This window comes from Nocardioides piscis (assembly GCF_011300215.1).
Lineage (GTDB): Bacteria > Actinomycetota > Actinomycetes > Propionibacteriales > Nocardioidaceae > Nocardioides > Nocardioides piscis.
The window spans coordinates 722536-748815 of sequence record NZ_CP049866.1 but is presented as its reverse complement, the minus strand read 5'-3'; the positions used below and the strand labels follow the sequence as shown (position 1 = coordinate 748815).

General features: G+C 70.6%; 21 protein-coding genes, 2 tRNA genes, 1 other RNA gene and 2 pseudogenes. 16 read left to right on the top strand and 10 right to left on the bottom strand.

Annotated features, from left to right (window positions below; genetic code table 11):
• Positions 1 to 9 precede the first annotated feature (9 nt).
• From trhA to eccCa, 3 genes are all read right to left on the bottom strand, one after another.
• Entirely contained in the window at positions 10 to 738 is a 729-nt protein-coding gene (gene trhA, locus G7071_RS03790) for a PAQR family membrane homeostasis protein TrhA (protein ID WP_166315053.1), read from the bottom strand.
• Between the two features lie 64 nt (positions 739 to 802).
• Positions 803 to 2797, bottom strand: coding sequence for a type VII secretion protein EccCb (gene eccCb, locus G7071_RS18980; RefSeq protein ID WP_246210353.1), 1995 nt, complete (start codon positions 2795 to 2797; stop codon positions 803 to 805).
• On the bottom strand, positions 2749 to 4800 hold the full coding sequence (gene eccCa / locus G7071_RS18975) for a type VII secretion protein EccCa (RefSeq protein ID WP_246210352.1): 2052 nt from the start codon (positions 4798 to 4800) through the stop codon (positions 2749 to 2751). The genes eccCb and eccCa overlap by 49 nt, the downstream gene beginning before the upstream one ends.
• Before the next feature lie 151 nt (positions 4801 to 4951).
• Here eccCa and G7071_RS03780 point away from each other — a divergent pair, with 151 nt between their 5' ends.
• The 6 genes from G7071_RS03780 to G7071_RS03755 all read left to right on the top strand — a co-directional run bounded on the left by G7071_RS03780 (position 4952) and on the right by G7071_RS03755 (position 11349).
• On the top strand, positions 4952 to 6310 hold the full coding sequence (locus tag G7071_RS03780) for a hypothetical protein (RefSeq protein ID WP_166315050.1): 1359 nt from the start codon (positions 4952 to 4954) through the stop codon (positions 6308 to 6310).
• 166 nt (positions 6311 to 6476) lie between these two features.
• Positions 6477 to 6785, top strand: coding sequence for a WXG100 family type VII secretion target (locus G7071_RS03775; protein ID WP_166315046.1), 309 nt, complete (start codon positions 6477 to 6479; stop codon positions 6783 to 6785).
• Positions 6786 to 6820: 35 nt separating this feature from the next.
• Entirely contained in the window at positions 6821 to 7111 is a 291-nt protein-coding gene (locus G7071_RS03770; protein WP_166315043.1) for a WXG100 family type VII secretion target, read from the top strand.
• Between the two features lie 156 nt (positions 7112 to 7267).
• Positions 7268 to 8650, top strand: a complete 1383-nt coding sequence (gene eccD, locus G7071_RS03765) for a type VII secretion integral membrane protein EccD (RefSeq protein ID WP_166315040.1) — start codon at positions 7268 to 7270, stop codon at positions 8648 to 8650.
• Between the two features lie 3 nt (positions 8651 to 8653).
• Positions 8654 to 10069 carry a type VII secretion protein EccB gene (locus G7071_RS03760; protein WP_166315037.1) on the top strand — a complete coding sequence of 472 codons (1416 nt, stop codon included), beginning with the start codon at positions 8654 to 8656 and terminating at the stop codon, positions 10067 to 10069.
• Entirely contained in the window at positions 10066 to 11349 is a 1284-nt protein-coding gene (locus G7071_RS03755) for a S8 family serine peptidase (RefSeq protein WP_166315034.1), read from the top strand. The genes G7071_RS03760 and G7071_RS03755 overlap by 4 nt, the downstream gene beginning before the upstream one ends.
• A gap of 43 nt (positions 11350 to 11392) precedes the next feature.
• On the opposite strand, the gene G7071_RS03750 is transcribed toward G7071_RS03755, so the two are convergent.
• A tRNA-Ser gene (locus tag G7071_RS03750) sits at positions 11393 to 11480 on the bottom strand.
• A gap of 124 nt (positions 11481 to 11604) precedes the next feature.
• On the opposite strand from G7071_RS03750, the gene ffs reads away from it, so the two are divergent.
• From ffs to G7071_RS03715, 7 genes and pseudogenes are all read left to right on the top strand, one after another.
• An RNA gene (gene ffs, locus G7071_RS03745) (signal recognition particle sRNA small type) lies at positions 11605 to 11695 on the top strand.
• A gap of 80 nt (positions 11696 to 11775) precedes the next feature.
• Positions 11776 to 13938 (top strand): DNA polymerase III subunit gamma and tau, encoded by a 2163-nt coding sequence (locus G7071_RS03740; protein ID WP_206062895.1) that lies wholly within the window; start codon positions 11776 to 11778, stop codon positions 13936 to 13938.
• A gap of 38 nt (positions 13939 to 13976) precedes the next feature.
• Positions 13977 to 14390, top strand: a complete 414-nt coding sequence (locus tag G7071_RS03735) for a YbaB/EbfC family nucleoid-associated protein (protein WP_166315031.1) — start codon at positions 13977 to 13979, stop codon at positions 14388 to 14390.
• A gap of 9 nt (positions 14391 to 14399) precedes the next feature.
• Complete coding sequence (gene recR / locus G7071_RS03730) at positions 14400 to 14999, top strand: recombination mediator RecR (RefSeq protein ID WP_166315028.1); 600 nt, start codon at positions 14400 to 14402, stop codon at positions 14997 to 14999.
• Positions 14992 to 15585, top strand: a complete 594-nt coding sequence (locus G7071_RS03725; protein WP_166315025.1) for a DUF5063 domain-containing protein — start codon at positions 14992 to 14994, stop codon at positions 15583 to 15585. The genes recR and G7071_RS03725 overlap by 8 nt, the downstream gene beginning before the upstream one ends.
• A gap of 142 nt (positions 15586 to 15727) precedes the next feature.
• Positions 15728 to 16999: an aspartate kinase gene (locus tag G7071_RS03720; protein ID WP_166315022.1), complete on the top strand. Its 1272-nt coding sequence runs from the start codon at positions 15728 to 15730 to the stop codon at positions 16997 to 16999.
• A 49-nt stretch (positions 17000 to 17048) separates the two neighbouring features.
• Positions 17049 to 18103: pseudogene (locus tag G7071_RS03715) on the top strand (aspartate-semialdehyde dehydrogenase).
• On the opposite strand, the gene G7071_RS03710 reads toward G7071_RS03715, so the two are convergent.
• From G7071_RS03710 to G7071_RS03700, 3 genes and pseudogenes are all read right to left on the bottom strand, one after another.
• Positions 18100 to 18936, bottom strand: coding sequence for a hypothetical protein (locus G7071_RS03710; protein WP_166315019.1), 837 nt, complete (start codon positions 18934 to 18936; stop codon positions 18100 to 18102). The pseudogene G7071_RS03715 and the gene G7071_RS03710 overlap by 4 nt on opposite strands.
• Positions 18937 to 19167: 231 nt before the next feature.
• A tRNA-Pro gene (locus G7071_RS03705) sits at positions 19168 to 19244 on the bottom strand.
• A 117-nt stretch (positions 19245 to 19361) separates the two neighbouring features.
• Positions 19362 to 20293 (bottom strand): annotated as a pseudogene (locus tag G7071_RS03700) (metallophosphoesterase).
• Positions 20294 to 20372: 79 nt separating this feature from the next.
• Here G7071_RS03700 and G7071_RS03695 point away from each other — a divergent pair.
• The gene (locus G7071_RS03695) at positions 20373 to 20708 is read left to right on the top strand and encodes a hypothetical protein (protein WP_166315016.1); all 336 of its coding nucleotides are present in this window, start codon (positions 20373 to 20375) and stop codon (positions 20706 to 20708) included.
• A gap of 37 nt (positions 20709 to 20745) precedes the next feature.
• Positions 20746 to 21204 carry a GatB/YqeY domain-containing protein gene (locus tag G7071_RS03690; RefSeq protein WP_166315013.1) on the top strand — a complete coding sequence of 153 codons (459 nt, stop codon included), beginning with the start codon at positions 20746 to 20748 and terminating at the stop codon, positions 21202 to 21204.
• On the opposite strand, the gene G7071_RS03685 is transcribed toward G7071_RS03690, so the two are convergent.
• A complete protein-coding gene (locus G7071_RS03685; RefSeq protein ID WP_166315011.1) occupies positions 21205 to 23526 on the bottom strand; it encodes a transglycosylase domain-containing protein in 2322 nt (773 codons plus the stop codon).
• Between the two features lie 215 nt (positions 23527 to 23741).
• Between G7071_RS03685 and G7071_RS03680 the strand changes: the two genes are divergently transcribed.
• Positions 23742 to 24029 (top strand): WhiB family transcriptional regulator, encoded by a 288-nt coding sequence (locus G7071_RS03680; RefSeq protein WP_166320919.1) that lies wholly within the window; start codon positions 23742 to 23744, stop codon positions 24027 to 24029.
• 36 nt (positions 24030 to 24065) lie between these two features.
• Here G7071_RS03680 and bagB read toward each other — a convergent pair whose 3' ends face one another.
• Together bagB and bagA are read right to left on the bottom strand one after the other, a co-directional pair.
• A complete protein-coding gene (gene bagB / locus G7071_RS03675; protein ID WP_166315008.1) occupies positions 24066 to 25250 on the bottom strand; it encodes an ArsA family ATPase in 1185 nt (394 codons plus the stop codon).
• Entirely contained in the window at positions 25247 to 26272 is a 1026-nt protein-coding gene (gene bagA / locus G7071_RS03670; protein ID WP_246210350.1) for an ATPase BagA, read from the bottom strand. The genes bagB and bagA overlap by 4 nt, the downstream gene beginning before the upstream one ends.
• Positions 26273 to 26280: the final 8 nt, after the last annotated feature.

The following is a 26280-nucleotide window of genomic DNA, read 5'->3' as shown; positions in this document are numbered from 1 at the left end:
CGCGGTCGGTCAGCGCAGCGAACAGGTCGCCAGCGACACGGCGGCGTACTGCGCGACGAACGCCAGCACGGTGCAGAGGTGGAACACCTCGTGGAAGCCGAACCATGCCGGTGAGGGGTTGGGCCTCTTGGCGGCGTAGACGACGCCACCGATCGTGTAGATGAGCCCGCCCGCGGCGACGAGGCTGAGCACGCTCACGTTGACCCACGACGGGAACCGGTCTGCGCCGTCGAGGAGCTGCGGGATGAAGAAGACGATCACCCAGCCCAGTCCGATGTAGAGCGGCGTGAACAGCCAGCGGGGGGCGTTGATCCACGCCACCCTGAAGACCAGGCCGGCCACGGCGAGCCCCCAGACGGTGGCGAGCAGCCACAGCCGGGCCTCGTCGCGGAGGTAGAGGATGGCGAACGGGGTGTAGGTGCCGGCGATCAGGACATAGATGTTGGCGTGGTCGAACCGCCGCAGGGCAGCCCAGACCCGCGGTTCCCAGGTGCCGAGGTGATAGGCGGCGGAGACGCCGAACAGCAGCAGCGCGCTCGCCGCATAGATCGATGAGCCCACACGCAGGGGCGTCGTGGGCGACATCGCGATGAGTACGGCGAAGGCCACGACCATCGGCGGCAACGAGCCGGCGTGCATCCAGCCGCGGAGCCGGGGCTTGATCTCCGCCATCTTGTCGGCCATGACCGCCTTGGCTCTCTCCAGTGCGTCGTCGACACGGTCAGCGGGAGCAGTCATGGGGTGATCCTCTCCTTGTGCCCGTCGACGTCCGCCGTCGCCCTTCGCCGTCGACGGAGCCCTCTCACATGATCGGGTCGGTCCAGGCCAGCTGGGCCACCTCGACGCCCTTGTCACGGGTGACGACCCGCGCTCGGCCCGGGGCTGCCGGCTGGGGCCGGAGGTTGCCGATGAGGGCGCCCTCGTCACGCGGACCCGACAGCAGCACCCCCGGCATCGCCAGGTCGCGCATCGTCTGCAGGACCGGCTCGTAGGACGCCCGTGACGCGCCACCCACCCGGCGCGCGACCACCAGGTGGAGCCCGGTGTCCCGGGCCTGCGCCATCAGGGGCTGCAGTGACTGGACCGGCGATGACTGCTGGGTCGCGACCAGGTCGTAGTCGTCGACGACGACGAACACCTCGGCGCCGGTCCACCACGACCGGTTGCGCAGCTGTTCGGGAGTCACGTCGGGCCCGGGCACCCTGCCCTCCAGGTAGGTCGCGATGTCCTTGAGCGTCGGGGCGGCCTGGGTGGCGGAGGTCAGGTAGTTGAGCAGGTATTCCTCCGGCACCTCGCCCAGCAGCGAGCGCCGATAGTCGACGACGACGATCTGTGCCTCCTGGGGAGTCCGGGTGCGCATCACCTCCTGCAGGTAGGTGCGGAGCAGGGTGCTCTTGCCGGACTGGCCGTCGCCATAGATGAGGAGGTGTGGCTCCGCGGTGACGTCGATGCCGACCGGCGCCAGCTCACGCTCGTTGATGCCGATCAGGATGCGCTTCGCGTCGATCTTGCGGCGGACTGCGTCCTCGCGGATCGCGTCGAGGGCAACCAGGTCGGGCAGCAGGCGCAGCTTCGGTCCGGGGGCGCCCTTCCACGCCGCAGCGACCCGGGTGACCAGGTGGTCGACCCCGGCTCCGAGCGTCGTTGCGTCCCCGGTGCCGTCGATCCGCGGCAGCGCGCTGAGGAAGTGGAGCTTGCTCGGGACGAGTCCGCGACCGGGCCGGCCAGTGGGCACCAGAGCAGCGATCTTGCGGTCGATCTCGGAGTCGACCGTGTCGCCGAGGCGCAGCTCGAGCTTCGAGCCGAACACGTCGCGCATGGCAGCCCGGAAGTCCGCCCACCGCGTCGCCGCGGCGACGATGTGGAGACCGAAGGTGAGGCCGCGCCCGGCCAGCTGCTGCAGCTCGAGCTCAAGGTCGTCGAACTCGGCGCGCAGGGTACTCCAGCCGTCGACCACCAAGAAGACGTCGCCCCACCCGTCGTCGGCGTGCCCGGCCGAGCGGCGGCTGCGATAGGTCTCGATCGAGTCGATGCCCTGCTCCCGGAAATAGGCCTCACGCCGATCGACGATGCCCTGGATCTCGGCGACCACGCGGCGTACGACATCGGGTTCGGACCGCGAGGCGACACCGGACACGTGCGGGAGGCGGGCCAGCGGCGCGAACGTGCCGCCACCGAAGTCGAGCACGAAGAACTGTGACTCGGCGGGGGTCGTCACCAGGCCGATGCTGGTCACGACGGTGCGCAGCAGCGTGCTCTTGCCGCTGCGTGGGCCTCCCACCACCGCGACGTGACCTGACGCACCCGCGAGGTTGACGGTCATCGTGTCGCGCCGCTGCTCGCGAGGCCGGTCGACCGTCCCGAGCGGGATCACCAGACCGGGGAGGTTGCGCCACTGGTGCGAGACCAGGCCCAGGTCGGGGTCCTCGTCGAGGTCGGGCATCAGCTCGTCGAGGGTGTCGGGGACGTCGAGCGGCGGCAGCCAGACCTGGTGGGCGGGAGTGCCGACACCGACCATCCGTCCGACGGCGATGTCGAGCAGCGAGGGCTGCTCGCCGAGAGCGGGCGCCACGGCCGGCACCACGTCGTCCTCGGTGTCGAGCGGCTCCAAGGACAGGACCTCGGAGATGGTGAACGGCAAGATCCCGCGGACGTAGCCGCCCTCGTCGCGCGCGACCCGTGCGCGGCCGCTGGGCGGTCCGGAGACGTATGCCGCCTTGAACCGCACCAGCGTCGACTGGTCCGGCTTCAGATAGCCCAGGCCGGGCACGGCCGGCAGCTCGTAGGCGTCCGACACCCCGAGGACCGCGCGGGACTCGGGGCCGAGAAGGTGCGCAGCCCGACGCGGTAGGACAGGTGTGACTCCAGGCCCCGCAGCCGACCCTCCTCCAGGCGCTGGGAGGCGAGGAGCAGGTGGAGCCCCAGGGAACGCCCGAGGCGGCCGATGGCGACGAAGAGGTCGATGAACTCCGGCTTGGCCGAGAGCATCTCGGAGAACTCGTCGACGACGATGAGAAGCGACGGCATGGGGATGAGGTCCTCACCGTTGGCCCGCGCCTTCTCGTAGTCGCGGACGGAGGCGTAGTTGCCGGCGTCGCGGAGCAGCTCCTGTCGTCGCACCATCTCGCCCGACAGGGCGTCCTGCATGCGGTCGACCAGGGTCAGCTCGTCGGCCAGGTTGGTGATGACGGCCGAGACGTGGGGCATGTCCGCCATACCGGCGAAGGTGGCGCCACCCTTGAAGTCCACCAGGACGAGGTTGAGCTGCTCGGGCGAGTGGGTCATGGTCAGGCCCAGGACGAGGGTCCGCAGGAACTCCGACTTGCCCGACCCGGTGGCGCCGATGCACAGGCCGTGCGGCCCCATGCCCTGCTGGGCCGACTCCTTGAGGTCGAGGTGGACGAGGCCACCGGAGTCGCCGATCCCGATCGGCACTCGGAGCCGGTCGCGGGCCGGACGGGGTCGCCAGGACGCGGCCGGGTCGAAGGTGTGGATGTCTCCGAGACCGAGCAGCTCCATGTGGTCGGGACTGGCGGAGGTGATGTCGACCGCTGCGCCCGACGAGGCGTCGGCACTGATGGTCTTCAGGGGCGCGATCCGACGGGCGAACGCTTCGGCGGTCGCCAGGTCGCACTGGTCGATGAGCGCCTCGACCGGCTCCTCGCGGACCCGCAGCGCCAGCACGGGCAGCTTGTCGAGCTCGGGGCGACCTTGGGTGAACTGGAAGCGGAGACGGGTCGGGTCCTCGAGCTGGTCCCACCGTGACGGCAGGTCGAGGAGCGTCACGCCGTGGAGGCCGTCGGGTGGCACGACGTGGTTGTCGGGAGGAAGGTGGCCGCCGTCGATCACCAGCAGGATGTGGGGCGTCGGCGGTCGCTCGTCGACACCGAAGCGCGGACGATCGCCCAGGTCTGGCGGGAGCAGGGCGCCGAGGTCGTCGATCGAGGTCGCCACGAGCCGACGCGGGCCGACGGCGTCCGTCTCGCGGTTGCTGTGCGCATGGGGGAGCCACTTCACCCAGTCCCAGTGGGTCAGGTTGGCCTCGGAGCTCAGCACCGCGACGACCAGCTGGTCCGGGTTGTGGAAGGCGGTGGCCGAGCAGATCATCGAGCGCGCCGCCGCCCGGGCGTCTGCGTCGCGACCACACAGCTCGACCCGGTCGAAGGCCCGCAGGTCGATGGAGGCGGGGAGGTCGGGTTGCGACCGGTGCACGACGAGCAGTCGGTGCAGCGCCGAGGCGGCGGCCGGATCCACCTGGTCCACCGGCGGGCCCTCGGGCGGGACCAGCTCCAGTGACAGGGGTTGTGCGCTCAACCCGTAGCGGACGTGGAGGTAGTTGTCGTCGGCGGGCCCGTGCTCCCACAACCGCGTCCGCTCCTCGGCCAGGGCCGGCAGCGCGGACGGTTCGGGGTGGTGCCAGGTCAGGGCCCTGCGCTGCCTGGCGGCCGCGCCCCTCGCGACCTCGCGGACGTTGGCGAGATAGCGGAGGTATTCGGTCCGTGAACCAGTGACCTGCTGCGCCCGCTGCTTTCGCTGCCGGTCGACCTGGACGATGATGAAGCCGAGCGTCGTGAACAGGACCATGCCCGCAGCCAGGAGGCTTCGCGTCCGGTTGCCGTCGCCGCCCATGGTCGCCACGAGCACGATCGATCCCATGCTGCCGAGCATCGGGAACGCGTTCATCAAGACACCGCTGGCGGCCTCGCTCGCCTGGATCTTCGGCGGGGCCTGGAGGACGATCTGCCCGCTGGGCATCTCAGGCTCGTCCAGCCTGTGCCCGCCTCGCAGTGCAGTGCTCACCGTTCCCCCTGGCCATCGACGCTGAGTCGCGATGATGATAGGTGGCTCGCGGAGCGAGCGACTAGCCTGCACATCCGGGCGCGGGCGGCACGGGTCAGGGGGCCGGGCGGGAATGTCGACAGGGGGAGTCGTGGCAGGTGCGGAGGTGGGGGTGAGAGCCTCCTCGGGCCTCGCCGACACCTTGTCCCTCAGTGTCCACGGCCCTGGTGGTGTCCTCGACCTCGTGGTGCCGAGGGGTGCCACACCACTCGACGTCGCGCGGGCCTATGCCGACCAGGCGGGCCTGCCGGCGCTCCCGCTGCTGCAGACCCTCGTCGGCCAGCACCTCCGCGCCGACCAGGCGTTGCGCGACGTCGGCATCGAGTCGGGTGACGTCCTGGTCGCGACCACGGGTGTCCGCCGGGCCAGGGCGGCCGGTGCCGCAGACGCGACGACCGCGCGCGTCGACGACTCACCGGGGGTGGCTGCCCTGCTCCTGGGGCTCGCGTCGCTCGCTGCGTGCTTGTCGGGGTGGTATGCCGCGCTGTCGGCCACGGACTGGATGCGCGCCTTGGTCGTCGGACTCCTTCTCGGGTGCGCGGTCGCCTGCGCCATACCCAAGGGGCGACACGCTGCCCAGCGCGTCGCGACCGCCCCCGTCTTCGCTGCGGCCGCTGCCTTCGCCGCCGCCTTCGCGCCCGACGTGCACCTCACCGCCGCGGTCGTGGCCGTCAGCGGCCTCGCGGCGGCCGTCACCGCGGCTGTCTCGCGGATCTGGAGCGTCCAGCGCGACCAGGTCCTCACGGTGTGGATCGTCGCTGGTGTGCTGGTCTTCGTCCTCGGCGCGGTGAGTCCGTTGCTGGGCTGGGACGACCGCGTCTCCTGGGGGCTGCTGCTCCTGGTCGCGACGTTCGGCGCCAGGCTCGTGCCGCAGCTGGCCGTCGAGGTGCCGGACGACGCGCTGCTCGACCTCGACCGCCTCGCCGTCTCGGCGTGGTCGGCACGCGACCCCTCACCAGGTGGGCGGAGCCGGATCGTGACTCCGGAAGCGGCCATGCATCGGTTGGTCGACGACTCCTCCCGCACGGTGACGGCTGCCTGCGCAGCGATCCTCCTGACGGCTGTGATCTCGACTCCGCTGCTGCTGGCGAGCGCGACGATCGACCTGGACCGGATCGGAGCGTCCTGCTTGGCCTTCCTCTCCGGCAGTGTCATCTTGTTGGTCGCGCGCCAATACCGCCACCCGGCCGCCCGCCGGATGCTGCGAGGCGCTGGGCTGGCCTGCTGGGCCTGGCTGGTCGCGTTCGGGATCGGCGCCCTGCCCTCCACCTGGCTGCTCGCCGGCCTGGTCGGAGTCCTGGGCCTGGGACTCGTCGCCGTCGCTGTCGCGGTGGCGTCGGGCCGCGGTTGGCGATCCGTCTGGTGGGCCCGCAAGGCGGACCTGGCGGAGGGCCTGGCGGGTGCGTTCGCCCTCGCCTCGACGGTGGTTGCGTCGGGTCTCTTCCGGGCCCTGTGGGAAACCACGTCCTGACGTTTAGCGGCAAACCCCCCGGGTAGGCCGAATCCAGCGCGGGGTGTCGGGACGTCTCCCCGCTCAGGTCTCCTCCGGGGACCGGGTTCGACCGGTCGCAGCACCGCACCGAGCCGACACACTCATGAGCCCTGACGGTGCACCCGTCAGAGGGAGAAGGATCGAGATGACCAACCTCAGCCAGACAGAGAAGGCGCTCACCACGGGCGCCTCAGCGGTCAGGACCGCGCGTGGCGACGTCAAGCACAAGTGCAACACCCTCAGTGATCGGGTCACCGACATGATGAGCGGCTGGGGCGGCCAGGGCGCCTCTGCCTTCGGCAACCTGATGGTCGCCTGGCAGCAGAAGCAGGACTCCATCCTCCAGGCCCTCGACCAGCTGGCGCTCTCGATGGAGCAGACCGAGGCCGACAACGTCGCGACCGACGAGTCGCAGTCCGACCTGCACCTCACCCTCCAGAACCGCCTCGGCTGACGCCGACCGACCCCACGACACAGGAGAACTCACACATGACGATCGACGGAATCAACGTCCAGCACGGCAAGCTCGAGGCCGGCTCGGCCGACGTCCTGACCGCCGCCAACGACATCAGGGCTCGGCTCGACGTCCTCGAGGACGAGCTCAAGCCACTGGCCTGCGACTGGACCGGTGCCGCGAAGCAGTCCTACGAGCAGGCCAAGACCACCTGGGACAGGGCGATCGACGACATGGTCCAGCTCTTGCGGGCGGCCAGCAGCAACGTCGCCACGTCCAATGACGAGTACAGGGCTGCGGACGCGCGCGGCGCCGATCGGTTCTGACGTCTCCGCGGGCGCGACTCGAGGCCGGTTGCCCAAGGGCGGCCGACCTCGGTCGCGTCCCGGGGCGACCAGTCCGAGCACATATAGGCTGCAGCCCGATCGGGGGACCGGACGGGCAGGCCCGTCGAGGCGCACCGGACACGGGGGGAGACCAGGATGAGTCAGACGACGCCGATCGGCTCGGGACTGGTCCGCGTGACCGTCGCGTCCGGCACCCGTCGCGTCGATCTCGTGCTGCCGGGTGCGATCTCGGTGGCCGAGCTCATCCCGGAGCTTGCCCGCAGTGTCGGCATCCTCGACGCCAGCACGGTCTACGGCGGCTACCACCTGCTGACCCAGGATGGTCGACGGCTCGCGCACGACGCGGGGCTGTTGATCCAGGGGGTCGAGGACGGTGGGCTGATCACCGTGACCGCCGGCATCCACGAGCCGGTCCCGCGCGTCTATGACGACGTCGTCGAGGCGATGGCCGACGTCGTCGAGCAGGAGCTCGAGCCATGGCAACCGGCCGTCGGGCGCCGCACAGCGCTGGGCGCCGGCGGTCTGCTGCTGGGCCTGGGGGCCTTCGCCCTGCTCCTGCGGGGCGAGAGCACGCTGGGCGCTGCCGTCGCCGCGACCATCGCCGGCCTGCTCGTGGTCGGCGGGATCGTGGTCGCACGCAGCCAGGACGAAGCCGACGCAGGGGTGGCCATCTGTCTGCTCGCTGTCCTCTACGGCGGCGTCGCCGGGCTCCTGCTGGCACCGGGCGACATCGGCGAGTGGACCTGGCCGCTGCGCGACGAGTTCTTCGGGGCGCCGGTGGCGGCTGCCGGGGCGGCGATGCTGGCCGTCGGGATCGTCTCGGTGGTCGGGCTGCGCGAGGGTCGAGCACTGGTGATCCCGGCGATCGTGGTGGGCGCCCTGCTGGCCGCCACCGGCTCGTTGCTCCAGGCCGTCGATGTCGATCCGGCGGTGGTCCTGACCGTCCTGCTGACCCTGGTGGTCCTCGCCGGCAGTGTCTTTCCCTGGTTGGCCCTGGGAGTGACGGGGACGCAGGTCGACCAGATCTATTCGTTGGGCGACATCACGGCCGACCCCGACGACATCGACCTCGACCAGGTGGGCGCGGACGCACGGGTCGCCCACGAGATCCTGCTGGCGGTGTCTGCCACGGTCGGCGTCCTGCTGGTCCTGGTGGCGCCGCTCGCGGTGAGCCGCGGGGCCTTCGGCACGGTGCTGGCCACGCTCTGCTGCCTGGCCGTCATGTTCCGCACCCGCCAATATCGCGCCGGCACCGAGGTCCTGGCGGGCCTGGTCTCGGGGATTCTCGGGCTCGTCTCGGTCGCGGTGTCCATGTTGCTGATCCACGACGAGTGGCGTGCCGGTGCGGCCGTCGTGCTGGCGGTCGTCGGCGCCGTACTCCTCCTGGCCACGCTCGTCCCGGCCCCCACCTCGGTGCGGAGAGGTCGCCTGGGCGACGTCGTCGAGACGGCGACCCTGTTGTCCCTGCTGCCGCTGACCGTGGTCGCAGCGGGCTTCTTCGACATGGTCAAGGGCTGAGAGGTGGCGACCAAGAAGGATCTCGTCGAGGCCTACTCGTTCAGCAGACGACGCCTTGTCACAGCCTTCGTCAGTGGTGCGCCCGGCGGGCGTGAGGTCGAACCGGTGCGTCCGGGGCGTGTGCTGGCCGGGGGGGTCCTGCTCTCCGTCCTGCTCCTCGCCGGCGCAGCGATCGCGGGGTTCCTGGTCGGCCGCCCCAACTCGCAGTGGCTCGAGGCGGGAAGCTTCGTGACCAGCAAGGACACGGGCGAGCAGTACGTCGTCCTGGGGGGCGGCGCGGACCCGGTGATCCGGCGCGTGCCCAACTACATCTCGGCGCAGCTCCTCCTCGGCGAGTCCGAGCTGACCCCCTACCAGGTGCGCGACCGATACATCCGCGAGGTCACGCTCGGCGAGGACCTCGGCATCGACGATGCGCCGGCCGGGCTGCCCGATCCTCGAGGCCTGATCCAGGACGGTTGGACGGCGTGCACCTCGGCCTACACCGGGATCCAGCTGGCGCTCGAGCGTCGACCGTCCGTGGACGAGCTCACGGACACTGCCTTCCTCGTCCGCAGTGCCGGTGGCCTGCACCTGATCGCACCTGACACGGGCGGCGACGAGGGCCGGGTCCAGCGCTTCGAGCTGCCGAGCAACCCGACCGAGGCCGGGTTCCTGGCCGACCTGCTGGGGTTCGGTGCCGTGGAGCAGGCGCCCGCGGTCGGCCGGGACTGGCTCAACCTCTTCAGCCGCGGGGAGCCGCTGACCGAGCAGGCCTTCGAGGTGCAGCAGTCGGGCCAGCCGGTGGACTACGCAACCGACGTCGTGGACACCGACCTCTCGGGCTATCGCATCGGCGACATGGTGACGACCGACGACGGCAGCTACCTGCTCGCCGACGACGGACCCCAGCAGCTCACGGACTTCGCGGCGACGGTCTATGACGCCGTCGGGCCGGGAGAGCGGCTGATGGAGGGCGACCTGCGCTCCAGCCCGCAGTCCCCGGACTTCCCCGAGGCATGGCCCACCACTGTCCCGGCCGCCCACCTCGGCGCCGACATGTGTGCGGTGCTCCACCCGCGCAGCAGTGAGGCCGCCAGGGTCACCCTTGCCACTGCGGCGACGGGTGAGGCCTCGCCGGAGGGCCTGGGAGTGGGGCGTCACGCCGTGGAGGTGCAACCGTCCGGTGGCGCCTACGTCCAGTCCGGGGCAGACGCACAGGCGAGCGAGGGAACGCCCTACGTGATCGACTCGGCGGGCTACAAGTACGAGCTCGTCGGCCCCGACGTGCCCGACTACATCGGCTATGCCGACGTCGCCGCCCCGGTCGTGCCGAACGCATGGATGGACTTCTTCGACGACAAGGTCGCTCTCTCGGTCAACTCCGCGCGACGGGTGCCGGAGGACGCCGCGGCGGGGACCTCGGCCGGGGAGTCATGATCCGGCGGGCCGGTTGGCTGCTGTACGGCGCCGTCCCGCTGCTCGGGCTGGCGCTCGCGCCCGGTTGGGTGATGGGTCCTGCGGCGCATGCGGAGAGCGAGGCACCGTGCTCGGAGACCGTCCTGCGTGACACCGGGGATCTCGCTCCCAGCCGGGCGGTCGACAACCCACCCCTCGAGCGGATGCACGTGCCGGCTGCGCGGGAGATCGCCGACGGCACCGGCGTGCGGGTCGTCGTCATCGACAGCGGGATCGAACCACAGCCCGCGCCCGGCGTGGCACCTGCCAGCGCGACGAGTCTCCCGGGCCTCGACCCGGTTCGCCTGTCGGGACACGGCACCCTGGTCTCCGGTCTCATCGCCGGCGAGGAGGGAGTCGCTCCGGGCGCCGAGATCCTCGACGTGCGGGTCTTCGACACCGCCGAGGCAGACGTCGTGCAGGGGCACCGCGACGTCACAGCCCGGGGCATCGCCGACGGGATCCGGCAGGCGATCGCGCTGCACCGGGCCCACCCGGTCCACGTCGTCACCATCGCCCTGTCCGTCAGCACGGACGACCCGGTGCTGCGTCGCGCGATCAGGGACCTCCTGGTCCACGACGTGGTCGTCGTGGCCTCGGCCGGCGACGCGTCGGACGACGACGCATCGGCCGAGGGCCCCTCCGCCGACGAGGGCGCATCCTTCGAGGGGACACCCGACAGCGACGCGCCGGTCTATCCGGCCGACTATCCGGGAGTGCTCGCGGTGAGCGCTGTCGCGCCGCCGGGGGGTTCGGTGATCGGTTCGGTGGTGCCCAACCGCGACACCGACGTCGCCGCTCCGACCGTGGGGGCGATCTCGGTCAACGCCAACGGGCAGCGCTGCGACATCGAGCAGGTCGCGGCGTCGTGGGCGGCCGCGGAGGTCAGCGGCGTCGTCGCCCTGTTGCGCTCGCACTTCCGGGGAGAGTCGGCCGAGCAGGTGGTCGCGCGCCTGGTGGCCTCCGCGGAGGGGTCGGAACGGGTCCGCAGCCCCTGGACGGGCGCTGGCGTCGTCCAGGCCCATGACGCGCTCACGCGGTCCCTGGCGCCGGGCCGGAGCGGAGAGATCGTGCCCTCGGTCGCGCAGGATCGGGTGGACGCGACACCGCCGCTGCCGCAGCAGCGGCCTGACCTGCTGGGGCCGTCGAGGACCTTGCTGCTGTGGGCCGGGCTCGGCGGCGGCGCGCTCCTGGCGCTCGCGCTGCTGCTGCGGCCCCTGAACGCAGCCAGGCGCCCGAACGCGAAGGACGGCGGTGTCTGAGGGCCACCGTGTGACCTCCAGGCACCGCCGTCCTCGACGTGACTGGCGGAGGTAGGGGGATTCGAACCCCCGAGGGCGTTAACCCAACCCGCTTTCCAAGCGAGCGCCATAGGCCACTAGGCGATACCTCCGCGCAGGAGCGTACCGGTCGCCGTCCGGCCGGTGAAATCGAGTCGGAGCAGGCGACGTACGGCGAGGGGCGGCTGCGTCGGGTGCCGTGTTGGGTCGGTCCGCGTGCCTCCCCTAGACTCTGCGCAACCCCCACGTGGCGGCATCTCACCGAACTCCCCCAGGGCCGGAAGGCAGCAAGGGTAGGCGAGCTCTGTCGGGTACGTGGGGGGCCTTTTGCGCTCCCGACCCGGTCGCTGTGGACAGGGCGTGGCCGGGCTGTGGTCGGTGTCGGTCCCGGTGCGTACTGTTCGGGACGTGGAGTCACCCCAGTCACCGTTGGCGTTGTATCGCCGCTACCGGCCCGAGACGTTCGCCGAGGTCATCGGCCAGGACCACGTCACCGAGCCGCTGCGCAACGCGCTCGCAGGTGATCGGGTCAACCACGCCTACCTCTTCTCCGGCCCCCGCGGCTGCGGCAAGACCACGAGTGCCCGCATCCTCGCGCGAGCGCTCAACTGCCAGCAGGCCCCGGCCGCCGACCCGTGCGGCTCGTGCGACTCGTGTCGCGACCTCGCGCGTGGCGGTGGGGGGTCGATCGACGTGATCGAGATCGACGCCGCCTCCCACGGTGGCGTCGACGACGCGCGAGACCTGCGCGAGAAGGCGTTCTTCGCCCCCGTGCGCGACCGGTTCAAGATCTACATCATCGACGAGGCCCACATGGTCTCGACCCAGGGCTTCAACGCGCTGCTCAAGCTGGTCGAGGAGCCTCCGCCCCACCTGCGGTTCATCTTCGCCACCACCGAGCCGGAGAAGGTGCTGCCGACGATCCGTTCGCGCACCCACCACTACCCGTTCCGGCTGATCCCGCCGCGCCAGCTCTCGACCTACCTCAGCCAGCTCTGCGACGCCGAGGGCGTCACGATCGAGCCGGCCGCGCTGCCGCTGGTGGTGCGCGCCGGGGGCGGCTCGGCCCGCGACTCGCTGTCGGTCCTCGACCAGCTGATGGGCGGGGCCGGGCCCGACGGCGTCACCTATGACCTGGCCGCCGCGCTGCTGGGCTTCACCCCAGAGACACTGCTCGACGAGGTCGTCGACGCCTTCGCCGCCGTCGACGGTGCCGCCGTCTTCGGTGTCGTGGACAAGGTGGTCGAGACCGGACGCGACCCCCGGCGCTTCACCGAGGACCTGCTGCGGCGCCTGCGGGACCTGGTGATCGTCAGTGCCGTTCCCGACGCCCCGGCGACGGGACTGCTCGACCTGCCGCAGGACGCGGCGGAGCGGCTCGTCGCGCAGGCGGGTCGGTTCGGTGCGGTCGAGCTGAGCAGGGCCGCCGACATCGTGGCCGCAGGCCTCACCGAGATGCGAGGTGCGACCGCTCCCAGGCTCCTCCTCGAGCTGATCTGCGCCCGCGTGCTGCTGCCGGGCGCCGACGACACGAGTCAGGGCGTCATGGCGCGGCTCGACCGGATCGAGCGCCGCCTCGACGTCGCGGGTGAGGTCACCACCGGTCGTCCGCCGCGAGCGGCCGAGCGCCCGGCACCGGTCCAGGCCCCGGCCCCGGCTCCTGCCGAGCCGGCAGCACCGGCCGAGCCCCCGGTGCAGCCCCCCGCCCAGCCCGCCGCCCAGCCCGCCGCCCGGGCAGACTCACCACCCCCGGCCCAGGGTGCGCCCTCGGGCCAGCCGGAGCCCGATGGGGGTCCGCAGCCCCGTCGCGACGAGCACGAGCCGATGTTCGCCCCCGCCAGGTTCGACGACGACGACGACGATGCAGGTGGCCCGGCGGCGCAGCCCGCACCAGCAGCCTCGACAGGGAGTGCGGTGCCCGTCGAGGCCCCGACCGCCCCGGCCCCGGCCCCGGCCGGGGAGACGCCGGCCGGCAGCACGTTGACCCTCGTCGACGTACGCCGCCTGTGGCCCGACATCGTCGCGGCGACGATGAACCTGCGCCGGGTGACCTGGATGACGCTGCGCGACCACGCCCAGGTCGTCGGCGTGGAGGCCGGCAGCCTCACGGTGGGGATCAACAACCCGGGCGCCTTCAGCTCCTTCACCGCAGGCGGGTCGGAGGAGATCCTGCGCCAGGCTGCGATCAATGTCGCCGGCGTGGACTGGCGGATCAACGCGATCCTCGACCCCGGCGCGCAGCCCGAGGGTGACCGACCGGTCGTCCGCAAGCCAGCCACTGCCGGCGGGTCTGCTGCGCCGGAGCCTCCCGCCGAGCCGCCCGCGGAGTCGCCGCCCCCGGACTGGGCGTCAGAACAGACAGGCTCGTCCGGGCTCAGTGCCGCCCGTGAGGCGCTCGTCCGCTCGCGCACCGAGGGATCGGATCCGGGAACCCGCGTCGACCACCGGGCGTTGGCTGATGAGGCGGCCGACCCCGACGACCCTGCGCCCGACACCCAGGGGCTCGACAGCACCCAGCTCCTCCAGCAGGCACTCGGCGCCAAGGTCGTCGACGAGATCAAGCACACCTGAACGCCCCACCCAACGCCACACCTGAGCCAGGAGAACCCATGAGCCAGAACCCCTTCGACGCCCTCGGTGGCGGCGGCTTCGACATGAACGCGTTGCTCCAGCAGGCCCAACAGATGCAGGAGCAGCTCGCAGCCGCCCAGCACGAGCTCACCCAGCGGACCGTGACCGGCACCGTCGCCGGTGGAGCGGTCACCGTCACCGTCAACGGCGTCGGTGAGCTGCAGGCGGTCGCGATCACGGCCGGTCAGTTCGACGGCACCGACTCCGACGACCTCAGCGACCTCGGCGACCTGATCGTGGCGGCCTATCGCGACGCCAAGAGCCAGTCCGAGGCGATGGCGAGCGAGGCGATGGGTCCGCTCGCAGGTGGGCTCGAGGGCCTGGGTGGCCTTGGCGGACCGGGCGGCTCTGGTGCCCCCGGCGGCCCGCCCAGCGGCCAGCTCGGGTTCTAGGCGCCCTCGTTGTACGAAGGCATAGTCCAGGACCTGATCGACGAGCTCGGTCGGCTGCCCGGGGTCGGTCCCAAGAGCGCCCAGCGGATCGCGTTTCACCTGCTGCAGGCCGAGCCCGTCGACGTACGCCGCCTCGCGGACGTCCTGATCGAGGTCAAGGAGAAGGTCAAGTTCTGCTCGATCTGCTTCAACGTCTCCCAGGACGAGCAGTGCCGGATCTGTCGCGACCCCCGGCGCGAGGACGCCGTCCTGTGCGTCGTCGAGGAATACAAGGACGTCGTGGCGATCGAGCGGACCCGTGAGTTCCGCGGCCGCTACCACGTGCTGGGCGGGGCGATCTCGCCCATCGACGGCATCGGCCCCGAGCAGCTTCGGATCCGTGAGCTGATGGTGCGCCTGGCCGACGGCGTGGTCACCGAGGTCATCCTGGCGACCGATCCCAACCTCGAGGGCGAGGCGACGGCGACCTATCTCACGCGGATGCTTCGCCCGATGGGCTTGCGCGTGACCCGCCTGGCGAGTGGACTGCCGGTGGGTGGCGACCTGGAATATGCCGACGAAGTCACCCTCGGCCGGGCGTTCCTAGGAAGGCGATCAGCAGATGACTGAACACACGCAGGGACGCGACGGGCCGGAGCAGGAGGAGTTCGCGGCCCACATCGCCGACCAGATCGAGAGCTTCCTGCTGTCGTTGCGGGCCATCGCCCGCGAGGGCAACGGGGCGCAAGCCGTCTCCTTGTTGCTGCTCGAGATCAGCCAGGTGCTGCTCGCCGGTGCCCGGATGGGCGCCCAGCTCGACTTCGTGCCGCGCGAGGTCTTCCAGCCCGACGTCGGCCCCGAGGCGGACATCGACGAGATGCGGCTCCGGCTCGCCCGGATGCTCGACAGCGTCGACACCTACAGCTTCGTCTTCGACCCCTATCTCCCCGAGGTCGTGCAGAGCCAGCTCTCCGACGACCTGACCTCGATCGCCACCGACCTCGACAACGGGCTGCGCCACTACAAGCGCGGTGACGTCGCCGAGGCGCTGTGGTGGTGGCAGTTCTCCTACGTCAACAACTGGGGCAACCTGGCCGGCGCGGCGCTCAACGCGCTGCTCACCGTCGTGGCGCACGACCGCTTCGACACCGACATCGAGGAGACGGTCGAGGCGGCTGCGGTCACCAGCGAGATCCTCGGTGAGCCGTCGACCTGACCGGTCCTCCCGGGCATGAGATGACGGCAGGGGCGGCCCCCGGCCTTGCGTAGAATGACGTCTGGCCCAGCGTTCGCGCCCGGGTCGCACCCGCCATACATCCGCCGGCCAGCCGGCCCCATCCGATCTGGAGGCGTCTCCCGTGGGCATTGTCGTGCAGAAGTACGGCGGCTCCTCGCTCGCCGACGCCGACGCCATCAAGCGGGTCGCCCGCCGGATCGTGGAGAACAAGAAGGCCGGCCACGACGTCGTCGTCGCCGTCTCCGCGATGGGCGACTCCACCGACGAGCTGCTCGACCTCGCCGGCGCCGTCAGCCCGCTGCCGCCGGCTCGCGAGATGGACATGCTGCTCACCGCCGGTGAGCGGATCTCGATGGCGCTGGTCGCGATGGCCATCTCCGACCTCGGCTTCACCGCCCGCTCGTTCACCGGCTCCCAGGCCGGCGTCATCACCGACTCGGTGCACGGCAAGGCCAAGATCATCGACATCACGCCGGGCCGGATCACCAGCGCTCTGGCCGACGGCCACATCGTGATCGTGGCCGGCTTCCAGGGCGTCAGCGCCGACACCAAGGAGATCACCACCCTGGGCCGCGGCGGCACCGACACGACCGCTGTCGCGCTCGCTGCTGCCCTCGAAGCAGACGTGTGCGAGATCTACACCGACGTCGACGGCGTCTTCACCGCCGACCCGCGCATCGTCCCGGCCGCCCGCAAGCTCGCCTCGGTCTCCTATGAGGAGATGCTCGAGCTCGCCGCGTGCGGCGCCAAGATCCTGCATCTGCGGTGCGTGGAATACGGCCGCCGCTACGGCATCCCGATCCACGTCCGCTCCTCGTTCAGCCAGCTCGAAGGCACCTGGGTCGTCCAGGACCCCACCGATGGAGGCACCATGGAACAGGCCATCATCTCCGGCGTCGCACACGACCGGAGCGAAGCCAAGATCACCGTCGTCGGCGTCCCGGACAAGGTCGGTGAGGCCGCCCGGATCTTCGAGGCGCTCTCCGAGGCCCAGGTCAACCTCGACATGATCGTCCAGAACGTCTCGGCCGCGACGACCAGCCTGACCGACATCTCGTTCACGCTGCCGCGCACCGACGGCCAGGCGGCGATGAACGCGCTCGCCAAGATCCAGGCCGAGGTCGGCTACGACAAGCTCCTCTATGACGACAAGATCGGCAAGGTCTCGCTCATCGGTGCGGGCATGCGCTCCCACCCGGGGATCACCGCGAAGTTCTTCGCCGCCCTTGCGTCCGCGGGCGTCAACATCGGGATGATCTCCACTTCCGAGATCCGCATCTCCGTGGTCGTCACCGAGGACGAGGTCGACCAGGCGGTCCGCGCCACCCACAGCGCCTTCGACCTCGACGCAGAAGAGATCGAGGCCGTCGTGTATGGCGGGAGCGGTCGATGAATCACCCCACGAAATTGCTCGCTGCACTCGCACTTCCGCGGGGGCCCCGATGAACGGGGTGAACCTCGGCATCGTCGGCGCGACCGGTCAGGTCGGCGTCGCCGTACGCGAGATCCTGCTCGAGCGAGGCTTCCCGATCGAGCAGGTCCGGTTCTTCGCCTCGGCCCGCTCTGCCGGCACCGTGCTGCCGTTCGGGGACCGTGAGGTCACCGTCGAGGACGCCGCCACGGCCGACCCGGCCGGTCTCGACATCGCGATCTTCTCCGCCGGCGCGACCACCTCGCGGGCGCTGGCCCCGGCGTGGGCCGAGGCAGGCGTGATCGTGATCGACAACAGCTCGGCGTTCCGCCGCGATCCCGAGATCCCGTTGGTGGTCTCGGAGGTCAACCCGGCCGCCATCGACTCGGTCGTCGCAGCCGGTCAGGGCATCATCGCCAACCCCAACTGCACCACGATGGCCGCGATGCCGGTGCTCAAGCCGCTGCACGACGCGGCCGGGCTCCAGCGCCTCATCGTCTCCTCCTACCAAGCCGTCTCCGGCTCCGGCGTCGCCGGCGTCGAGGAGCTGCTCGGCGGCGTGGTCGCCGCAGGGGAGAAGGCGCGCGAGCTGGCCTATGACGGATCGGCCGTGGCCTTCCCGGAGCCCCACAAATATGTCGAGACCATCGCCTACAACGTCCTGCCGCTGGCCGGTTCGATCGTGGACGACGGACTCAACGAGACCGACGAGGAGCAGAAGCTCCGCAACGAGTCGCGCAAGATCCTCGACCTGCCCGACCTGCGGGTCTCGGGCATCTGCGTGCGGGTGCCGGTGTTCACCGGACACTCCCTGGCGATCAACGCGGAGTTCGGCTCCTCGATGACCCCGACCGCGCCCGCGAGCTGCTCGCCGGTGCTCCCGGGGTGGAGCTGCGCGAGGTCCCCACGCCGCTGCATGCCGCCGGCAAGGACCCGTCCTACGTCGGCCGGATCCGCCAGGACCCGGGAGTCGACGACGACCGCGGGCTCGCGCTGTTCATCAGCAACGACAACCTCCGCAAGGGTGCTGCGCTCAACACGGTGCAGATCGCGGAGCTCGTCGCGGCCGCTCGCTCGCAGTCCTAGGACGCGCCCGACTCCTCGGTGTCGACGATGCGTGTCGTGACCCACCACGACAGGGCGTAGGACGCCATCGACACCAGCGGGATCACCACGATCATCCACCGGCTGTAGATCACGTCGAGGAAGAACAGCATCCCCATCACGGCCAGCAGGCCGACGGCCAGGAAGCTGGTGCTCAGCGGGTCCTCGATCCTGAACCCCCGCAGCAGCCAGCCGCCGAGGTAGGTCAGCAGCACCAGGATCGCCACCAGCAGGAGCAGTCCGGAGCCACCGCACGAGTCGGTGCCGCCCACGACCTCGCAGAGCTTGAGCGAGGAGAACGTCAGCAGCACGGCGAGCATGCCGATGAGTGCACCCACGCCGAGCGCAGCCCAGAGCCCCGGCACGGTCGGGAAGCTGACGTCGCGCCTGGGCCGGGGCTCGCGCTTCGGCTTGGGTGCCTTCTGGGGCTTCGGTTCCCTGACCGGCTCCGGCGCCGGCTCAGCTGCCGATACGGATACGGATACGGATACGGGTGCGGGTGTCGGTGCGGGGGTGGGCTCGGGCTCGGGAGCGGCGGCCGGCTCGGGGGCGGCGGCTGGCTTCGATGTGGCAGCCGGCTCGGGGGCCGCGACCCGCGCAGGCGGCGCAGGCGGCGGGGTCGTCTCAGGCGTTGGCTCGGGTTGCGCGTCGGCATACGGCGTCGGAGACGGCTCGGCTGCGGTCTCGTCCGCGGGCTCGGCGACCGGTTCGGCGACCGGGTCGCTCTCCTTGGCCTTCTGCTTCTTCTTGCGGCCGAGCCCGAACGAGGGGAGCTCGAGCGAAGGACCGTCGTCCCCGGTGTCTTTCTCAGCCATGCGGCGAGTGTGCCAGATCGGCAGGGCCTGCACTTCCACGCACACGCGTGGAAATGCCGCCGATGGTGGACGCGGGCACGCGCAGATCCACTCACACGCGTGGAACTTCATCGCGGCGCACTCTCCGCCAGGCCGCCATCGGAGCCACCCGCGACGGCCGACTCCGAAATGACAAAGATCCGGACCCACACTCGTGGGTCCGGATCTTGCCGATGCCATCACGACATCACATGGTCGGGCTGACAGGATTTGAACCTGCGGCCTCCTCGTCCCGAACGAGGCGCGCTACCAAGCTGCGCCACAGCCCGATCCACCCGCAGCCGACGAGCGGCCGCGAAGCACGGCGAGCATACCCGAGCGCTGACGGGCCCTTGAAATCGCCTCGCCCTGCTGGGCGCAGGAGCCAGCTGGGTGAGCGTGTCCGCTCAGACGGTGACTCCGGCAGGGGGTGTCAGCGTCAACAGGGTCGCCTCCGGGCGGCAGGCCACGCGGAAGCGGACGTAGGGGTTGGTGCCCAAGCCGGCGGACACGTGGAGCCAGGCGGAGCCGGGATCGCCGGGAGAGGAGTCGGCGGGGTGTCGGTGCAGGCCACGGGCCCGAGCCGGCTCGAGGTCGCAGTTGGTGGTCAGTGCCCGGCCACCGGGAAGGCAGACCTGGCCGCCGTGCGTGTGACCCGCGATGACGGCGTCGTAGCCGTCAGCGGCGTACTGGTCGAGCACCCGCAGGTATGGCGCGTGCGTGAGCCCCAGCCGGACGTCGGCGCTGGGGTCGGCCGGCCCTGCCACGGCGGCGAGGTCGTCATGGCCGAGATGTGGGTCGTCGACGCCGGCCAGCGCGAATGTGGTCGCGCCCACGGTGAGCGTGCCGCGCTCGTTGCCGAGGTGGAGCCAACCCCGGTCGGCGAAGCGCTGCTTGAGCTCGCGCCACGGCAGCTCGGGGGTGTCGACGTGGCGCTTGCCGCTGTCGGGAAGAGGTAGCGCAGCGGGTTGCGGAACCCGGGCGAGAAGTAGTCGTTGGAGCCGAAGACCGAGATCCCCGGCCGGTCGAGCAGCGGACCGAGCGAGTCGAGCAGGACCGGCACCGAGTGCCGATGGGCCAGGTTGTCGCCGGTGTCGATCACCAGGTCGGGCTCGAGGTCCGCCAGCCTGCGCAGCCACGCCTGCTTGGCCTTCTGGTCGGGCGTCAGGTGGATGTCGCTGAGGTGGAGCACCCGCAGCGGCCGGTGGCCCGACGGCAGGAGCGGGACGGTGACCTCGCGCAGGGTGTATTGCCGGGCCTCCCACGCGGCGTACGTCGCCAGCAGCCCGCCGGCGCCGGCGCACGCCCCGAGGCCGATCGTGACGGGGCGGCTGAGCAGCGGAGGCGGGGACACCCCTCAAGGCTGCCACAGCAGAGATCCTGGAGCGCTGACGCCGGGACCTCCTAGGGTGGCGACCGTGAAGGCTCGGGTCGCCAGGCAGTGGTCTCTGCTCGTCCTGACCAACCTCGCCCTGGGAGTCCTGGGCGTCGTACCCATCTGGTTGCTCCACTACCTCGTCCGGCACAGCCTGCTCGCCGACATGGAGTGGGTCGAGCACAACCCGACCGAGAACGACGGGTGGTTGCCGCTGGTGCTGGTGATCGTCCCGGTGCTCTCGGTCTATGTGGTGCTGTGGTGGACGTTGAACGTGCAGGCCCGCCGTGCGCGACGAGCACGGACCTGGACCGTCGCGGTCCTGACCACGCTGCTGCCGACCGCGGGGCTCATCGTGGTGGGGGCCACCGGGAACTGAGATGTCGGGGAGTCCCGGGGCTGCCACAATGGCTCCCATGAGTGCTCTCAAGGACCGTCTGCGCGCCGACCTCACCGCCGCCATCAAGTCGCGCGACGAGATCACCTCGTCGACGCTGAGGATGGTGCTGACCGCGATCACCAACGCCGAGGTGGCCGGCAAGGAGCAGCGCGAGCTGAGCGACGACGACATCATCGGGGTGCTCTCCTCCGAGGCCAAGCGGCGCCGCGAGGCGGCCACCGCGTTCGCCGACGGCGGCCGCGCCGAGATGGCAGCCAAGGAGGCGGCGGAGGGCGAGGTCATCGCGGGCTACCTCCCGGCTCCGCTCGACGAGTCGGAGATCGCCGAGCTCGTCACCGCCGCGATCGCGCAGACCGGGGCAGCCGGCGAGGGCATGCGCGCGATGGGCAAGGTGATGGGCGTCCTGACCCCGCAGGTCAGGGGTCGTGCCGACGGTGGTGCAGTGTCGGCAGAGGTGCGCCGCCAGCTCGGCTGATCAGTCGTCGTTGCCGTTGCCGTTGCCGTTGCCGTTGCCGCGACCACGACCACGGTTGCCCTTGGGCTTCGGCGGCGTGACGCCGGTCGACTGGAGGATCGTCACCGTGTCCCCGCTCCCGAGCGCGGTCCCGGCATCGGGGGCGGTCGCGGCCACGAGGTCCTGGTCGAGCTCGGAGGTGGTGTAGCCACCGACCGAGGGTGTGAAGCCGGCAGCGGTCAGGGCCGCCTCCGCCTCCTCCAGCGTCATCCCGATGACGTCCGGGACCGGGTTGAGCACTCCTGCGACTGCGTCGCCGGCAGGCTCCTGGAAGTCCTCGTAGTCGAGCTCTGAGGAGATGGCGGCCATCGCCTCACCCCAGATCGGGCCGGCGACGGTGGAACCGAACGCCTCGCCGATGTAGGAGCCACCGACGGACTGGCCGTTGAGGCTCACCCAGTGGCCCAGCGAGTTGGCCCCGGCCACCATCGCGGCCGTGGCGATCTGGGGCGTGTAGCCGACGAACCACACCGACATGTTCTGCTGGTTGGTCCCGGTCTTGCCCGCGGAGACCTGAGGAGGGGCGATGTTCTGCCCGAAGCCACCGGGCTCCATCACTCCGCGCAGGATGTCGTTGACCGCGTCTGCCGTGGGACCGGGCATGACCTGCTCGCAGTCCGGGGCGTAGTCCTTGACGACGCTGGTGTCGGCGGCGCGGATCTGGGTGACCGGGAGTGCGTCGCAGTGCAGGCCGCGGGCCGCGAACGTGGCGTAGGCCTGTGCCATCGTCAGCGGGTCGGTGTCGGAGACCCCGAGCACCCACGAGGGGACCTGCTGGGCCTTGGGAACCTTGACCCCCATGTCCTTGGCGAGCTGCAGCGGCTCGCACATCCCGGTCTGTTCCTCGAGCTGGGCGAAGAAGGTGTTCACCGACTCCTGGGTGCCGGTGTAGAGGTTGTAGCTGCCCGACCCGGTGGAGTTGCCGACTGTCCACCCCTCGCCGTCGCCGGCGTAGGGCCCGTCGCAGGTCTCGAAGTTGGCGTCGGGGATGTTCATGCTCTCGGGCGAGCTGATGTAGGTGCTGAGCGGGATGCCCTGGTTGATGGCCGCAGCCAGGACGAACACCTTGAACGTCGAGCCGGCCTGGAAGCCGTTGGCGTCGCCATACTTCCGCGGGACGACGTAGTTGAGGTAGGTCTGGCCGGCCGCCTTGTCCTTGCCCATCGGGCGCGACTGGGCGAGCGCGCGGACGTGGCCTGTGCCGGGCTCGACCATCGCGAGGCCGCCGATCGCCTGGTCCTGCGGGAAGACGTGTGCGGCGACAGCTGCGTCTGCCCCCTCCTGGTGGCCCATGTCGAGCGTGGTGTGGATGGTCAGGCCACCCGACTGGAGCAGCCGTCGTCGGTCCTTGGTCGTCTCGCCGAGGGACGGGTCCTTCATCAGGTAGTTGACGACGTAGTCGCAGAAGAAGGGAGCGCGGGACTGCTGGCAGCCGTTGGGCGACTTCTCGATCTTGAGCCCCAACGGCCGCTCCTTCATCTTCTCGGCCTGCTCGGTCGGGATGACGTTGAGCTTGGCCATCCGGTCGAGCACCACGTTGCGGCGGGCCAGGGCGCGCTCGGGGGAGTTGGTCGGGTCGTAGCCGGTCGGGTTCTTGACCAGTCCGGCCAACGTCGCGGACTGCTGGTAGTTGAGGTTCTTGGCGTTCTTGGAGAAGTAGTGACGAGCAGCCGACTGCACGCCGTAGGCACCGTCGCCGAAGTAGGCGATGTTGAGGTAGCGCTCCAGGATCCAGTCCTTGGAGTAGTTCTTCTCGAACGCGATGGCATAGCGCAGCTCGCGGATCTTGCGGGCGTAGGTGTCGTCGGTGGCGGCGGCCGCCTCGGCCTTGGTGTCCGCCTGGTTGAGCAGGGTCTGCTTGACCATCTGCTGGGTGATCGAGGAGCCACCCTGCACAGAGCCGCTGGCCTGGTTGGTCACGAAGGCGCGGAGCGTGCCGCGGATGTCGAGGGCGCCGTGCTGGTAGAAGCGGTCGTCCTCGATCGAGACGATCGCCTCGACCATCTTGCGCGAGATCTGCTTGAGGCCGACGTTGATCCGGTTCTGGTCGTAGAGCGAGGCGATCAGGTCGCCGTCCACGTCATAGATGCGGGTCTTCTGGGCCAGCTCCTCGGCCTCCAGCTCATCGGGGAGCTTGACCACGCCCTCACTGACGTCCTTGGCGGCGACGCCCATGACGCCTGCGAACGGGATGGCCAGACCGGCCACCAGCATGCCCAGGATCGCGGCCACCCCGGCCATGACGGCAAGGTGCGAGAGCACGGAGGGACGAGCAGTCGACATGGGCCCAGACTACGGGAGCGCACCAGAGTGGCCGATTTCCCAGACAGCGCACCCTCAGGGGTGATAACCAGAGGTGGTCTAGTCACAATGGACCATCGAAGTTAGTCGGTTAGTGCCTTCATCAATCACTTTGCGAGATCTACGGTTCAGGTGTCGGAAAAAGAATGGGCGCTATGGGGGCGACCATCGATCTCACCGGCGAAATGGCGGACATCATGTGGGTTGAGGACTGGGCACCGCGAGCAGCGTGCCGACAGGACACTCCGGACGCGCTCTTCGTGCGCGGCGCCGAGCAGAACAAGGCCAAGCAGGTCTGTTCCTCCTGCCCCGTGCGCACCGAATGCCTGGCCGAGGCCCTCGACAACCAGATCGAGTGGGGTGTCTGGGGTGGCATGACCGAGCGTGAGCGCCGCGCGCTGATCCGTCGCAAGCCGGCCGCCTCCTGGCGCTCCGTGCTCGAGAACGCCCGCGTGCAGCACAACGAGAACAACGTGACCGTCTGAGCCGTCCGGCTCCCTGAGAGTCACCGCCGACGGGGTTCACCCCTCGGCGAGCAGCTCACCGATCCGTCGCAGGCCGTCGAGGTCGTGCACGTCGCTGGCCAGCGCCGGCACGACCACGCTCGGGACCTCGGGGTGCTCGGTGGCCCACCGTCGTCGCAGGTGCGCCTCGCGGGCGACGATCCTGGCCCGGTCGGCATGCAGCCGCAGCAGCCCGGCCGTCGTCGAGCCGGGCGCGAGCGCCTCGAGCCGGTCGGCTGCCGCTGTCGCCTCCTCCGCGGAGAGGTGGGCGCTCGGCGCCGGGCTGGCCCGGTTGATCACCAACCCGGCCAGCGGCATGGCGTCCTCGGTCAGCCGCTCCACGAAGTAGGACGCCTCGCGCATGGCGTCCGGCTCGGGGGCGGCGATCACGAGGAAGGCCGTGCCGTCGGCCTGCAGCAGCGAGAACGTCTTCTGCGCTCGCTGCCGGAAGCCGCCGAAGAGGGTGTCGAAGGCCGCCACGAACGTCTGCATGTCCCGCAGCACCTGGGCGCCGAGGATCTTGGTCAACGCGTTGGTGATCAGTCCCAGCCCTGCGCTCATCAGTCGCGCCGGACCCTTGGCGGGCGCGAGCAGCAGCTTGATGAACCTGCCGTCGAGGAAGCTGCTCAGCCGCTCCGGAGCGTCGAGGAAGTCGAGGGCCGAACGGCTCGGCGGGGTGTCGACGACGATCAGGTCGTAGCCTCCGTCGCGCTGCGCCTGGGCGTGGATCTGGCCCAGCTTCTCCATCGCCATGTATTCCTGCGTGCCCGAGAACGAGCTGGACAGGGCGATGTAGAAAGGGTTCTCCAGGATCGCGCGCGCCTTCTCCTCGCTCGCCTGGCTGAGCACCACCTCGTCGAAGGTGCGCTTCATGTCGAGCATCATCGCGTCGAGGGACCCGCCGTTGGCGGGGTCGACGGACGCGACCGGCCGGGGGGTGTTGTCCAGGGCCTCGATCCCCATGGACTGGGCGAGGCGTCGTGCCGGGTCGATGGTGAGCACCACGACACAGCGCCCCATCTCCGCGGCGCGCAGTGCCAGGGCGGCCGCCGTCGTCGTCTTGCCGACCCCACCCGAGCCGCAGCAGACGATGATCCCCGTGCTCCGGTCCGCGAGCAGCGCGTCGACGTCGAGCCGTGGCGCGCGGTCGGCGGTCGCCGTCAGGGGGCCGACACGGGGACGGGTGCGCTTCGACGAGGTCATGACAGGCCCTGCTCCTTCAGCGAGGCGGCCAGCTCGTAGAGGCCGCCGAGGTCGATCCCGCTGGCAAGCCGAGGGAGCTCGTAGGACGGCACGTCGAGGCTCTGGACGATCCGGCGTTGTGCGTCCTCGAGGGCCCTGCGCTCGGCGTGGTCGGACGCCTCGGCCAGCAGTGAGTCGACCAGCTCGTGCGTGACGTCGATCTTGGCGGCCTGCAGGTCGGCGGTGACCAGCTCGCGGTCGAGGTCGCCGGACCGCACCGCCTCCAGGTCGGCCACGCCCAGGTCACGCGGCCTGACCAGGTTGACGATCACCGCGCCGACCGGGAGATCGGCTCCGCGCAGCTCGGAGATGCCGTCCACGGTCTCCTGGACCGGCATCTCCTCGAGCACGGTGACCAGGTGCACGGCCGTCCGCGGGGAGCGGAACAACGTCATCACGGTGTCGGCCTGACCCTTGATCGGGCCCACCTTGGCCAGCCCGGCGAGCTCGCCGTTGACGTTGAGGAACTGGGTGATGCGGCCCGTCGGCGGAGCGTCGAGCACGATCGCGTCGTACTTGCGGGCGTTCTTGTTGCGCGCGTTGCGATGCGCTGCCTCATAGACCTTGCCGGTCAGCAGGACGTCACGCACGCCCGGGGCGATCGTGGTGGCGAAGTCGATCACCCCGAAGCGGTCCAGCGCCTTCCCGGCCCGCCCGAGCTTGTAGTACATCGCGAGATATTCGAGCAGCGCCGACTCCGCGTCGATGTGCAGGGCGTGTACGGCGCCGGGTGAGACACCGTGGGTCGGGAGCCCCCGGGCGATCCGCCGTTCCTCATAGGGCAGCGGCTCCACGTCGAACATCCGGGCGATGCCCTGACGGCCCTCGACCTCGCACAGCAGGACCTCCTTGCCCGTGGAGGCCAGGGCCAGCGCCAGCGCGGCGGCGACCGTGGACTTGCCCGTGCCGCCCTTGCCGGTGATGACGTGCAGCTGCACCTTCGACCAGTCGGCAGGACGGCTCTTGATGGAGTCGGCGGACACGTCGTGGA